The following is a 13673-nucleotide window of genomic DNA, read 5'->3' on the forward strand; positions in this document are numbered from 1 at the left end:
CCACGATTATTATCTCCTTAAAAAATTGGCTAGAATAAGGTGAATATAGAGCAAGCAGATAATTGGTATGACTTGATGATGTTTAATGTATCCCTATTGATAGCAGGAGCTTGAGCGTTTGCTTCATAGCAGATGAATATGGAGTGGGAAATGAGGCGGAGGAGATGTGTTCAGGATTAGGCGTTGACAGAACGAACCAAGGTGCCTATAATCTTAATAGTAATGATTACGAATTAATATCATAGAAACAAAATAGAAGTAGGGATTGGAAAGGGAGAGATAAAGATGAAAGCCACAATGATTGGGAAACATAGAGGTATGCGGATTGTTTTGATGATGTTGATTAGTATGGCGCTGCTAGCGGCTGGATGCGGCAATACGAACAGTAAGGGGATTGTAGAAGGAAAAGTGAACGTCGTCACCAGTTTCTATCCGCTTTACTTCCTGGTGAATGAGATAGGTGGAGATAGTGTAAATACGATCAATCTGATTCCTGCCGGCATAGAGCCACATGATTGGACACCTAAAAGTCAGGATATTCAAAATGCATCGCAGGCTCAACTGCTGATTGTACAAGGTGCTGGCTTCGAGGGCTGGCTTGATGACTTCAAGAAAGGCTTGGATGCAGGTTCTAATGTGAAAATTACAGAAGCCAGCAAGGGGATATCGTTAATTACGGCCACTGGGGATGAGCACGAGCACGAGGGTGAGGCTCACCAGCATGAAGAAGCAGAGGCAGGACATGAAGGTCATGATCATGCAAGTCATGATCATGGAGGAACAGATCCACATACTTGGGTCAGTCCAAAGTCTGCTCTCATTATGGCGCAAAATGTTAAGGATGCGTTAATTCAAGCAAATGCATCCCATAAGGCAGAGTACGAGCAACGGTATGATACACTCCATAAGAAATTGGTTGAGCTAGACCATAAATATGACGATTCTCTTAAAAATCTGAAAAACCGTGAAATGGTTGTGTCTCACCAAGCATTTGGTTATTTATGCCGTGACTATAACCTGACACAACATGCGATTATGGGTGTTTCTCCTGATGCCGAGCCACGTGCGCAGGATTTAGTAAAGCTGTCGAAGCTGGTGAAAGATGAGGGCATCAAGTACATTTTCTTTGAAGAACTGGTGTCAGATCAATTAGCCAAGACGTTGGCAGACGAAACGGGAGTAGAGACGCTTGTGTTAAGTCCATTAGAAGGTTTGACACAAGAGCAGGAGAAAGCAGGCGATAACTATATCACATTGATGGAGCGTAATTTGCAAAATTTACTCCAAGCGCTACAATAGGAAAGATGGCAGTAAGGAGTAGGGAAGTGAGAGGACTATGACAGACACAATCAACGCCTGCCACCAGCAGGTGATCACATTGGATCAAGTAGCTTACCAGTATGAGGATCAGAAAGTTTTTGACGATATTAGCTTTGAAGTTAGAGAACGTGATTTTGTCGGAGTTATCGGATCAAATGGAGCAGGTAAAACAACACTGCTTCGTTTGATGGTGGGCTTGCTGAGACCAACGGCAGGCGAGGTTCGTTTGTTTGGGACACCGATTCAGCAGTTTAAAGACTGGGAGCGGATCGGTTATGTGCCGCAGAAGAACAGCTTTAACCCCTTATTTCCGGCAACGGTGATGGAGGTGGTACAGTCCGGCATGTATAACCGCCGCAACTTATTCCGTCGATTGTCTCGTGCTGACAAAGACAAATGTCTGGACGCGCTTGAAGTGATGCGTGTTACTGATCTGGCCGACAAGCGGATTGGAGCGTTATCCGGGGGCCAGCAGCAGCGCGTATTCCTAGCTCGAGCGATGGTAAATAAGCCGGAGCTGCTTATCCTTGATGAGCCGACCGTCGGCATTGACGCCGATACGCAAAAGGACTTCTTTAAACTGCTTCAGCATCTGCATGAGCATCACCGGATGACATTTGTGATGGTGTCACATGATCTGGATATGGTGAATGCATGGTTAGGCAAGGAGCCTGTGCAGTGCTGCGGCAAGTTTAACTTCTATCGCAAGCATTCACATGAGATGGAATGTGCGCTGCCGAACTTGACGCACAGCGTAATGAGCTGAGGACAGTTCGTCATTAGAAGAACTGGAGAAGAGAGATAAGAGGAGATCATATGCTTATTGATATTATAACGTCACAATTTTTTCAAAAGGCACTTATTGGCGGACTGCTAATCGGTATTACTGCACCTTTGATGGGCATCTTTCTAGTATTGCGGCGTCTTTCTATGATAGGAGACACATTGGCTCATGTGACGATAGCAGGAGTCGCGCTAGGATTTCTTATTGGTATTTATCCGCTGGCAGGCGGACTTATATTTGCGCTGCTTGGTTCTTTTGCGATTGAGAAACTAAGAAAAGCGTATAAGACATATGCGGAATTGTCCATTGCCGTCATTATGTCAGGCGGTGTCGCGCTTGCATCTTTGTTTTTCACGCTTGGCAAGAGCTTTAATGCTAATGTCACCAACTATTTTTTTGGAAGCATCTATACGTTAAATTGGATGGATATCTCGGTAGTTGGCGGTGTAACACTGATTGTTATCGGATTTATGGTCGTCTTCTGGAAGGAAATGTTCCTATTAACGTTTGATGAGGATGCCGCTGCGGTAAATGGACTGCCTGTTCGCTGGTTTAATCTTGCCTTGACTGTGCTTACTGCACTTGTTATAAGTGCTGCAATCAAGATAGTAGGTGCCTTGCTTGTTTCGGCATTGCTAACTATCCCAGTCGCTACCAGCTTGCTTGTGGCCCGCAGCTTTAAGAAAGCCATTATTGCATCTGTGTTCGTATCTGAGTTTGCTGTTGTAGCTGGACTTATTACGGCTGGTGTATGGAACCTGGCTCCGGGTGCTACTATTGTCTTGATCCTTATTGCCGTTCTTATCCTAACTTTGCTTGTGCGTCGTGGAGGAAAGGTATAAACTAGTAATAACTGCGCATTTCCGTATTTTACAAGTTAACGGAGCGCAATTACTAGAAAGTGGAGGCAGACTTCATGACTGTAACGATATGGGTTGCGTTTTGGGCGGGGATGGTGTCGTTTATTTCACCATGCTGCTTGCCGCTTTATCCTTCCTATATTTCCGTCATTACGGGAATGTCGGTTAATCAACTAAAAAATGAACGTTCTAAGCGCGAAGTAAGATGGAAAACAATGACACACACCTTGTTTTTTATTTTAGGATTCAGTGCGGTGTTCTACACGCTTGGACTTAGTGCAGGTGTATTTGGTTCTTTGCTTGTCCAGTATCGTGATCTTGTAAGGCAAATAGCTGGGATTATCATTATTATTATGGGCCTGTTTCTGATCGGCGTGTTTAAGCCACATATGCTAATGAGAGAGCGAAAGTGGGAGATTGCGGGCAAAAGAGGCAGCTATTTCGGTTCCTTTTTATTTGGCATTGGATTCTCTGCGGGCTGGTCTCCTTGTGTTGGTCCTATACTAGGTGCGATTCTATCGTTAGCGACACAAGAGCCTGATTCCTGGTTTTGGCTTTCAACCGCCTACGCATTAGGCTTTGCGATTCCGTTCTTTGTACTTGCATTTTTTATCGGATCAACTCGTTGGCTCACGAAGTACTCCGCGCCTTTAATGAAGGTGGGCGGCATCCTCATGATCATAATGGGCGTACTGCTGTTTACGGATCAACTAACAGACATTAATATTTGGTTGCTAAAGCTGTCTCCACAATGGTTGATTGACCTTACATAAGCCAGCTTATGTCCATATATGTGATAGAATAGCCATTTAGGCGCTGTGCTGTTTACCTTGGCACTGCATCTTATGGCTATTGTCTTATTTATATATTTAATTCTAGGGCTTACTGCGAAAAGGATAAATAATCAGTTGTATATAAGACTAAGTGAAATACAATATACGCGCAGTGGGAAAATGATGGTAGATTCGCTCTGATATAAATGATTTAAGCAGCTTGGCTTGCTCATCAGGGTATACATATTTTCCTTGCCCCCAACGGCCCCATTTGTATTTGCGCTCATCCTCGTTCATGATCAGCTTAGACTTCGGATATCGTTTCTCGATGACAGACTTGGCTGTTTTCGTAAAACGGTGCTGAATCAACTCGAACGATAAATCCCACGTCGCTTCTTCAGGCAATTCCTTCGCAAGTCGTTCTAACAATTGTGTATACCCCGCTTCCCAGCCTTCATACCAATAAATGGGGGCGATAATAAATCCCAGTGGATATCCGGCGCGTGCGATCTTGCCGGCTGCTTGAATTCGTTCTTCGAAACGGGAAGTTCCGGGCTCAAAGTTCTTGATCACATAATCTGCATTTATGCTAAATCGGACATCTGTTCTTTTTTGATGAGTTAATTGCAGCAATGGCTCTACATGATGGTATTTTGTCACAAATCTTAATTTGCCGAATTCCTCATCTGCCATACGTACAATTAGGTCTGAAAGATTTCCTGTAATATGTTCCAAACTTAAAGGGTCGGATGTGCAGGAAGCTTCAAAGCGGGTTAATTCTGGCTTGCGCTCTTCGATATATTGCTTTGCAGCGTTCCATATATCGTCTGTATTTACATACACGCGAATATAAGGTTTGCTTCCTAACGTGGTTTGCAAATAACAATAATGACAATGTCCGATACAGCCCGTTCCAATCGGAATTGCATACTCTGCTGATGGCTTAGACTGGTCAAATGTTAAGGTTTTGCGTATGCCTACAACAAGTGTACGCTTAGCCATGCGATACTTTTCCAATTCTCCCTCTCCAGGGAGGTTCATTATTCGATTGTGAGAAGACGTCATCAGGTATTCAATGCCATGCTGCTTAACCCATGTCATGATTTGCTGTCCTTTAGGGTAGTGCAGTGCATCCGGTTCGAAATATACAAGATCTGGCACAAATGACGGTGTTTCTCTTGACGCTCTTTTGGTTCGTTGTTTATCGGCTGAGGATGTTTTGGCACTGGACATGCGAAGGCCTCCAAATTAGTCGTGTCATAAAGAACAGCAATTTATGCTGCTGTTAGTTTGCACTAAAGTCGATTGAATGTTGTCTGGTAAATGTCGAAATAAGTGTCGAGGTTGAACTTGGGCTAAGAACCATGTAAAATAAAAGAGGTGATTTATTATGAATGTGTCGAAATGGAAGTAAGAAATGAGGGAATAAGTTGCCTACACCAAGCATGGAAGATTATTTAGAGCGCATCTACAAATTAATCGATGAAAAAGGATACGCACGTGTGTCTGATATCGCAGAAGGACTAGAGGTCCATCCATCATCGGTGACAAAGATGATCCAGAAGCTGGACAAGGATCAGTATCTGATTTATGAGAAATATCGTGGACTGGTACTTACAAGCAAGGGCAAGAAGATCGGAAAGCGCTTGGTTGATCGGCATGAATTGTTGGAGCAGTTTCTTACAATTATAGGTGTGAAAGATGAGCACATTTATACAGACGTCGAAGGTATCGAACACCATTTAAGTTCGGATTCCATAAATTGTATTGCATCGTTGGTTGAATATTTTAATCGTGAGCCGGAGCGGCTGCAAATATTACGCAGCATCCGCAGCGAATTGGACAACGAATCGTAAAAGATCTGTTTCTTGCGAAACAGATCTTTTATTTTTTGCGTCTATATAAATGAGCATATTAAATCATACACCTTTGTGTGATTAATAGGCTCTATGAAACTAGCGTTAGCAATACATACAGAATGGGAGAATGCTTAATGAACAAATGGAAACACAAACTTGTGGCTATAATCGGAGTGGTGACAATATGCGCAGCTGTTATGCCGACTGCTTATGCGCAAGTGAAAGAAGAGATAAAGATCTTTGTCGATAGTAAACGACTTGTATCAGATGTTGCTCCCTATCTTGTACCTGGCAAGAATGTGACGATGCTGCCCTTTCGTGCAATTGGGGAAGGACTTGGCGCAGACGTAACCTGGAACCCTAGTACACGAGGGGTAGAATTCAAAAAAGCAGACAAGACAATCAAATTGACACTAGGAGAAAAACGTGCACTAGTGAATGGTACAAATGTGTCATTGGAAGTCGGAGCGGAGATGAAAGGGGGACGGACGATGGTACCGCTGCGTTTTATTGGAGAGAGCCTTGGCGTGCAAGTCAATTGGGATCCGCTGCTTCAAACCGTGAGCTTGGTAACAGGCGAGGGGGTGGAGCAGCCTGCTGCCGGGCTGCGTGCGACATGGATCTCATCGGTATACAATATCGATTGGCCGAGTGATCCACGTAAAGGGTATGATAAGGTGAAGCAGCAGCAAGACTTTACGACGATGCTGGATCAATTGCAGCAGATGGGGCTAAACGCCATTTTCGTACAGGTACGGCCGACAGCAGATTCCTTCTATCCTTCCAAGCTGCTTCCTTGGTCTGAATGGTTGACAGGCAAGCAGGGGCAAGACCCCGGATATGATCCGCTTGCGTTTATGATTGAGGAAACGCATAAACGAGGGATGAAATTCCATGCTTGGTTCAACCCTTATCGGATCAGCGTTCAAACGGATCTGAACAAGCTTGTGACGGATCATCCCGCACGTCAGCATCCAGATTGGGTTGTCAAGCATAAAAATACGCTCTTATTTGACCCGGGAGTGCCGGCTGCACGGAGCTTTATTATGGAATCTGTCATGGAGGTAGTAAACAACTACGACGTTGATGGTGTTCATTTCGATGACTATTTCTATCCGTATGGTCAAGAAGCCGAGCCATTTAAGGATGATGCATCTTATCGCACTTATAACAAAGTATATAACAATAAAGAAGAGTGGCGTCGCAACAATGTCAATCAATTCGTTCAAACGATGGACAGTAAGATTCATAGCGCAAAGCCTAACATTTTGTTTGGTATCAGTCCGTTTGGCGTATGGCGGAATGCTTCTGTAGATCCTACTGGTTCCAATACCAATGCTGGTGTAACTAGTTATGACTCTTTGAGTGCAGATGTACGCAATTGGATTCAGAATGGCTGGATCGATTATGTAGCACCACAAATCTATTGGCATATTGGTCATAAAGCTGCTTCTTACGACACGCTGGTCCAGTGGTGGGTGAAGGAAACAGAAGGTACTGGTGTTGATCTTTACATCGGGCACGCAGCTTACAAGTTGGCGGATGCGAATGGGAAGGATTGGGCCAATGCAGATGTATTAATAAAGCAGCTGAAGTACAATGAACAATTCAGTTCGGTTGCTGGCGACATTTACTTTAGCGCTAAAGATCTGATTCGTAATACAAAACAGGTAGGAGATTCCCTAAAGCAATACTATGAAGATCAGGAAAAGTAACGTGTGCATAGCCAGTACAGCGTATAAGCAATGCAAAGAATGTATACAAGTCAGATAGACTTGTGTATGGATTCGTATCATAACCCTTCCCGAGCAGGCATACATAACAGTATGCAGCACTCAAAGACCGCTCGGGAGGGTATACCGATATGAGCGTAGAAATTAACGCTGTTTTTGAAGGCGGTGGAGTGAGAGGTATATCGTTGGCTGGGGCCGTCAGGGCGGCTGAGCTTGCAGGTATATCCTTTCGTCATGTCGCAGGTACTTCTTCAGGCGCGATTGTCGCTTCTCTGATTGCGGCTGGCTATACAGCTGAAGAGATGAGAGAGGTCATTATTCGAACGCCATTTTCCTCTTTTCTTAAAAGAGCGCCTATTTTTGAAGTGAAATGGATTGGGCCGATAATACGTTTGTTTCTAAAAAAAGGACTGTACTCAGGAGAAGCTTTGGAGCATTGGATTCATGAATTGCTGCTCGCAAAAGGAGTACGTAATTTTGGGGACCTTGCGCCAGGCCAACTTCGCATTATTGCATCGGACATTACAAATGGTCGATTGCTAGTTCTGCCAGAGGATATGAAACAGTATGGCATCCAGCCTGATGAATTCCCGGTAAGCAAGGCAGTTCGAATGAGTACCAGCATTCCATATTTTTTTGATCCCGTCATGATTAGAGAGACATTAATAAATGGGAAGGGCCGAGCAAAAGCATTCAGAAAGCAATTCACTTACGTTGTGGATGGCGGTATGCTTAGCAATTTTCCATTATGGTTGTTTGATCAGGAGCGGGATCCGCGCACGATGCGTGTGATTCCTACAATTGGTTTTCAAATGGTTGGAATGCAGGATGTGAAGTCGAATCGCATTACGGGCCTAATTACGATGCTGCAAGCTATGGTTGAAACGATGATATCTGCACATGATCAGCGTTATATTGAACAGCATAATCGGTACAGGACAATAAAGATTCCAACGCTTGGTGTTGGACTGACCGAGTTTGATATCACAAAGGAACAAAACCTTGCTTTGTATGACTCCGGTCTGACAGCAGGAAATAAGTACTTTGATGATTGGACTTATACGCAATATGAACAATTCTATGAAGTGTTTATGGCGAAGTTTAAATAAGAAACGGGGGAGCTTGTACTCCTTCAAGCAATGGACCGCATAGTGTGAGACAAATTCAAAACACCTTCAAAAGAAACTTGGGGCTTGAAATTGCCCCTAATACGAGACAATTCAAAACGCCTTCAAGTGAAGCATTTCATGTCGTAGGATATGGAGTTAACACTTGGAGGTGTTTTTGCATGTGTAAAAATACCAACATAAGCTAAGGTGCTACATAGTTTTATTTCACGATTTTGAAAGGCTGAGTCTGATGTCATTATAAAGTATATAATAAAAGAGCCCTTGTTTTATGGGCTATTTTATTAATTTCAGGCGGAGGTCTATTATGTTTATAATTATTAGTTATGCAGTACTTACTATTTTTTTCTCGTCTGTATTAGTATATCGAATTAAAAAGCAAAAGTTTGCGTCATACTTAACTGAAGAAATTGGTTTATTAGCTACTTTTTTTATCGTAAGTCTAGTTCTTGAAGTACCTATAGTAATTAAGACTATTGCTGTTGTATCACTGTTGGCCATTTTTATATATGGTAGTGTAAAAAATAATGACACGTAGAAATATGAACATAATACTTACAGCGGTAGCCGACAATCTGTACAAAATAAATAGCCAGTCGTCGAGATTCCGATGACTGGCCACTTCACGTGCACAAGAGTTAAATTCCTGTCTCACAATTAGTGAGGCAGAGTACCAGACCGCTTAGCTTCCAGGTGGTTACGAATTGGTCTTTGATTTAGGCTTAGACTTATTCCCGTCAATCACAGTTAGAGATGCCGTTGAACGCCGTCGTTCAGCTTTATGTTTGACTACTGGCTTCTGCATTCTCTTAATCTTTGCTTCTGTTCGAGCTGATTTCTTGATTCGGGGCTTTGCCGCTGCTCGCTTTGGGCCCCATTTGTATAGTGCAAATATAATAACGGCGAGCACAAGCGGGATCAGGAAGTACGTCGGGTTGCTAATAATCGTCCCGACTAGGCCGATGGTTGCAAGTGCGATCAGCGCAATCATGAACCATGATGGAAATCGTCTCATCAACTATCCATCCTTTCGACAGGGTCTGTTCCTTGTTATCAAGAAGCTTTGGTGGCCCCATTGGGTTGGAGCTGTTTATCCAGTTCAAGCATACGGTTAAAGGATGCGATGGATACTTCAACTTGGTCGTCAGAAGGCTCCTTGGTTGTTAACAACTGCAGCCATAATCCAGGGTAACCAAGGAATCGCAGTACAGGAACATCTCGCAGTGCATTCGTGAATCGCAAAAATTCATAGGAAACCCCGATAACGAGCGGAAGCAGCGCCAGTCGCCACAGTACACGCTCCATTAAAGAATCGTATGATACAAAGGAATAAATAATCACGCCAATAATAACCGTTAAAACAATAAAACTGCTGCCGCATCGGTAATGCAGCGTGTTGAACTTCTGAACATTTTTGACAGTCAGCTCAAGTCCTGCTTCATAAGCGGTAATGACCTTGTGTTCTGCACCGTGGTATTGGAACAATCTTTTGATGATAGGTGTCATCGATATGACCCACAAATAGACGATCAAAATAACAATCTTAATAATACCTTCAATAATCGTATGAACGACTTGGTTCTCAAATGCTTTACCAAATAAAAGTTGTTCAATTACAGCTGGTGCGGCTGTAAAAATGACTTTCCCGAAAATAAAGGACAGCACGCCCACTACTGCTACACCCAAGATCATGCTTAGGCTCCACCCAGACTTTTTGTCCGATTCCTGAACGGGCCCTTCTTCGTCCTCCGCATACTTCTCTGCAGCATAATTAAGGTGCTGCGCTCCTCGTGCACTTGCTTCAATAATGCCAACCAAGCCACGCACAAGCGGGATCTTCTTGAGGGCATTAAGCCACTTCTTCTCTTCACGTGGAACTTCATAATAGGAAATCTCGTTATTTTTACGACGCACTGCTGTCACGTTCACGTGGCGTCCTTGAAACATGACTCCTTCAATAACTGCTTGTCCACCGTAAATCGCTTTGGATTGCTCTGACAATCGCTTCACCTTCCTTGAATGAGATCCAGCCACAACAACTGTGATGGACGATATAGTCATATTGTATCGAATTTGCAGTCTTATTGCTACCACAACACAGATGCAGGAAATAGAGGAATAACGTTAAGATGCACCCAATTCGTGCATACTACCTTTGCGAGCTTGCCTGATTAACTCCGTAACAAAGGGCGATAGACAGCATGAAAGGGGCACAAAGACATGAATGAACAGCAATATCGACAACAGCATCACGATAAAGGAAGCAGCGGAAGGAAAACGAATCCCTTTTGGTTCGCTATGCAGCTTGGTATGTTTGCCGGGCTCATATGGGGGGGGCTGAGGTGGATGGCTTATGCTTTTCACTTTACAATTGTAGTTCCTGGCTTTTTAATTGAACCCTTCTATAATCACAGCTACTTGGTAACTGCACGCGGTGGAGCAGCAGGATATGTCGTCTTTATCGGATTCTCTATGCTTGCAAGTGTTATCTATACAATGTTTATGAAGAAAATTCCTGGGCCATGGGCGGGTATTGTATATGGCATTGTGTGGTGGGTTATCTTGTTTGTAGCTGTGGGACCTATGATAAAGATGATGCCGCCAGTAACGAAGACAACTTGGAATTCAATATATACTGATTTCTGCCTATTTTTGTTATGGGGCTTGTTTATTGGATATACGGTTGCAATGGAGTTTAATGATGAGCGACTTCGTGAGCCGGGAGGATCAAAGGGAAGCCATAATCAGCATTCAAGTGGACCAAAAGGAGCTAGCAAGTCAGGTAGTCAAGCTAGGGGGGAAGAGTCGAACGACAATGAGGGCCGTACAGGTGGAACGGACTCAAACAACCAGCCAGAGCCGGTTATGTAATGTCGCGTCAAAAGTGTCAGGGATCGAATTCGTTATGGTTTAGCTAGGTACATGCTTCTCAAGCGGCTGTTCGTATGATAAAATACGTGAGTATTCGTCTGCATAAGGTGGGATAGGCGTGGCTTGTTACTTAGTATTAAATGGACCGAACCTGAATATGTTGGGGATTCGGGAACCTGGTGTGTATGGCAATGAATCGCTTGCTGACATCGAGGCTCGACTTCTTGCAATCGCCAATGAGCTGGGTGTCGAGCTTGAATGCGTGCAAAGCAACCACGAGGGAGTGGTCATTGACCGTATCCATGCCGCATATGGAACGTGCGACGGCATTTTAATCAATCCTGGGGCTTGGACGCATTATAGCTATGCGATTCGTGACGCGCTTGCCACCGTCAGCATTCCTACGGTTGAAGTTCATATGTCCAATATCCATAAGCGCGAAGCTTTCAGGCATCAGTCGGTGACAGCACCAGTAGTCGTTGGACAGATCGCAGGGTTCGGCTCGTACAGCTACGAACTTGGATTATATGCGCTTCATCAAGCAGTGCAGCAGAACGGCAAAGGACTATCTACGCATACATAACGATGAACACCATTGACAGGAGATGATTCGGATGAGTAACACTCGCGTTCAGCGATTGCGCAAGGAAATGGATCAACGAGGGTTGGAATCGATATGGGTTGCAAGTGACATTAACCGTCGATACTTAACTGGCTTTACAGGCTCTTCAGGTTATGTGTTGATAACACATGAGCGGGCAATCCTGCTGACAGATTTCCGATATATGACTCAGGCGCCTGAGCAATCCCCGGATTTCGAAATCTTAGAGCATGCCAAAGTAACGGATACGTTGAAGTCGCTGCTTCAGGAGCTTAACATTTCGCGTCTTGCATTTGAACAGGATCATGTTACCTTTGCTGCTTACTCCAATTATGCCGAAGAGTTGAATCCAATTGAATTGGTTCCAACCAGCGGATTAATAGAAGACCTGCGGATGATTAAGGACGAGGAAGAGCTGCGTGTGATGCGCGATGCTGCAGCGCTTGCAGATCGTACGTTCAGTCATATCTTGAATTATTTGAAGCCTGGTGTGTCTGAGAAAGACATTGCACTAGAGATGGAATACTTCATGCGTAAGCAAGGAGCAACTTCAAGCTCATTTGATACGATTGTTGCTTCCGGTGAACGCTCTGCGCTGCCTCATGGTGTGGCTAGCGATCGTATCATCAAAGGGAATGAGTTTATTAAACTCGACTTTGGTGCTTACTTCCAAGGATACTGTTCCGACATTACGCGTACAGTCGTGCTTGGAACACCAACAGACAAGCATAAAGAAATCTACAACATCGTGTTGGAATCCCAATTATATGCCTTGGAACATATTCGTCCTGGTATGACTGGACGTGAGGCAGATGCGTTGGCGCGCGATATCATTACTCGTTATGGGTATGGCCCGAACTTTGGGCACAGCTTGGGACATGGCTTGGGCATGGAAGTACATGAGCGTCCAGGTTTGTCGAAGGCAAGCGATACGGTGTTAACTCCCGGTATGACCGTAACAGTAGAACCGGGCATTTACGTGCCTGGATTCGGCGGTGTACGTATTGAAGACGATATCGTCATTACGGAGAACGGGATTGAAATAATAACACAATCTACGAAAGACTTGCTCGTGCTTGAGATGTAATTTTGCACGAATAGATTTAGGAGGGTATTCACAGTGATTTCAGTGAACGATTTTAAGACAGGATTAACGGTAGAAGTAGAACATGACATCTTCTCCGTAGTAGAATTCCAACATGTTAAACCAGGCAAAGGCGCAGCATTTGTTCGCTCTAAGCTTAGAAACTTGCGCAACGGCAACGTTGTCGAGAAGACGTTCCGTGCAGGCGAGACAATCGGCCGCGCACAGATCGATAACCGTGAAGTACAATATTTGTACAACAGCGGTGAAGAATATACATTTATGGACAACGAGTCCTACGATCAATTTGCACTAAGTAAAGAGCAATTGGAATGGGAAATTAACTTCTTGAAAGACAACATGATGGTTAACATCATCAGCTACAAAGGCGAAATTTTGGGCATTAACATGCCTAACAGCGTTGAACTTAAAGTCATTGAGACGGAGCCAGGCGTCAAAGGCAACACGGCTCAAGGCGCTACGAAGAACGCTAAAGTCGAAACGGGCCTGAACGTTCAAGTACCTCTCTTCATCAACGAAGATGATGTATTGCTTATCGATACGCGCGAAGGTAAATACATTTCCCGCGCCTAATCAAATGTTGGATGTAAGTTGATTACAACGTATATACTGACATTTAAATAAAAAAAGTGATTGAACA

At 44.0% G+C, this 13673-nt stretch carries 14 protein-coding genes; 11 read left to right on the plus strand and 3 right to left on the minus strand.

Annotated elements, in window-relative coordinates:
* Positions 1-285: 285 nt before the first annotated feature.
* The 4 genes from MH117_RS02530 (at position 286) to MH117_RS02545 (ending at position 3737) form a co-directional block, all read left to right on the plus strand.
* Positions 286-1299, plus strand: coding sequence for a metal ABC transporter solute-binding protein, Zn/Mn family (locus tag MH117_RS02530; RefSeq protein WP_239327031.1), 1014 nt, complete (start codon positions 286-288; stop codon positions 1297-1299).
* Between the two features lie 37 nt (positions 1300-1336).
* A complete protein-coding gene (locus tag MH117_RS02535; protein WP_239327033.1) occupies positions 1337-2086 on the plus strand; it encodes a metal ABC transporter ATP-binding protein in 750 nt (249 codons plus the stop codon).
* A gap of 50 nt (positions 2087-2136) precedes the next feature.
* On the plus strand, positions 2137-2946 hold the full coding sequence (locus MH117_RS02540; protein WP_239327034.1) for a metal ABC transporter permease: 810 nt from the start codon (positions 2137-2139) through the stop codon (positions 2944-2946).
* A 74-nt stretch (positions 2947-3020) separates the two neighbouring features.
* Entirely contained in the window at positions 3021-3737 is a 717-nt protein-coding gene (locus MH117_RS02545) for a cytochrome c biogenesis CcdA family protein (protein WP_239327035.1), read from the plus strand.
* A gap of 147 nt (positions 3738-3884) precedes the next feature.
* On the opposite strand, the gene splB is transcribed toward MH117_RS02545, so the two are convergent.
* Entirely contained in the window at positions 3885-4970 is a 1086-nt protein-coding gene (gene splB / locus MH117_RS02550; RefSeq protein ID WP_239327036.1) for a spore photoproduct lyase, read from the minus strand.
* A gap of 197 nt (positions 4971-5167) precedes the next feature.
* Here splB and mntR point away from each other — a divergent pair, with 197 nt between their 5' ends.
* The 3 genes from mntR (at position 5168) to MH117_RS02565 (ending at position 8438) form a co-directional block, all read left to right on the plus strand.
* Positions 5168-5593: a transcriptional regulator MntR gene (gene mntR, locus MH117_RS02555; RefSeq protein ID WP_239327037.1), complete on the plus strand. Its 426-nt coding sequence runs from the start codon at positions 5168-5170 to the stop codon at positions 5591-5593.
* Between the two features lie 137 nt (positions 5594-5730).
* Positions 5731-7311 carry a family 10 glycosylhydrolase gene (locus tag MH117_RS02560; protein WP_239327038.1) on the plus strand — a complete coding sequence of 527 codons (1581 nt, stop codon included), beginning with the start codon at positions 5731-5733 and terminating at the stop codon, positions 7309-7311.
* A gap of 149 nt (positions 7312-7460) precedes the next feature.
* On the plus strand, positions 7461-8438 hold the full coding sequence (locus tag MH117_RS02565; protein WP_239327039.1) for a patatin-like phospholipase family protein: 978 nt from the start codon (positions 7461-7463) through the stop codon (positions 8436-8438).
* A gap of 715 nt (positions 8439-9153) precedes the next feature.
* Here the strand turns inward: MH117_RS02565 and MH117_RS02570 are convergent.
* Positions 9154-9471, minus strand: a complete 318-nt coding sequence (locus MH117_RS02570; RefSeq protein ID WP_239327040.1) for a hypothetical protein — start codon at positions 9469-9471, stop codon at positions 9154-9156.
* Positions 9472-9509: 38 nt separating this feature from the next.
* Entirely contained in the window at positions 9510-10403 is an 894-nt protein-coding gene (locus MH117_RS02575) for a DUF1385 domain-containing protein (protein WP_481857238.1), read from the minus strand.
* A gap of 273 nt (positions 10404-10676) precedes the next feature.
* On the opposite strand from MH117_RS02575, the gene MH117_RS02580 reads away from it, so the two are divergent.
* From MH117_RS02580 to efp, 4 genes are all read left to right on the plus strand, one after another.
* Positions 10677-11327 carry a YqhR family membrane protein gene (locus MH117_RS02580; RefSeq protein ID WP_239327041.1) on the plus strand — a complete coding sequence of 217 codons (651 nt, stop codon included), beginning with the start codon at positions 10677-10679 and terminating at the stop codon, positions 11325-11327.
* 118 nt (positions 11328-11445) lie between these two features.
* Complete coding sequence (gene aroQ, locus MH117_RS02585) at positions 11446-11910, plus strand: type II 3-dehydroquinate dehydratase (RefSeq protein WP_239327043.1); 465 nt, start codon at positions 11446-11448, stop codon at positions 11908-11910.
* A gap of 31 nt (positions 11911-11941) precedes the next feature.
* A complete protein-coding gene (locus MH117_RS02590) occupies positions 11942-13015 on the plus strand; it encodes a M24 family metallopeptidase (protein WP_239327045.1) in 1074 nt (357 codons plus the stop codon).
* A gap of 33 nt (positions 13016-13048) precedes the next feature.
* On the plus strand, positions 13049-13606 hold the full coding sequence (gene efp / locus MH117_RS02595) for an elongation factor P (protein WP_239327047.1): 558 nt from the start codon (positions 13049-13051) through the stop codon (positions 13604-13606).
* Positions 13607-13673: the final 67 nt, after the last annotated feature.

It is taken from the genome of Paenibacillus sp. ACRRX, assembly GCF_022346885.1.
In the GTDB taxonomy this organism is placed as follows: Bacteria; Bacillota; Bacilli; order Paenibacillales; family Paenibacillaceae; genus Paenibacillus_B.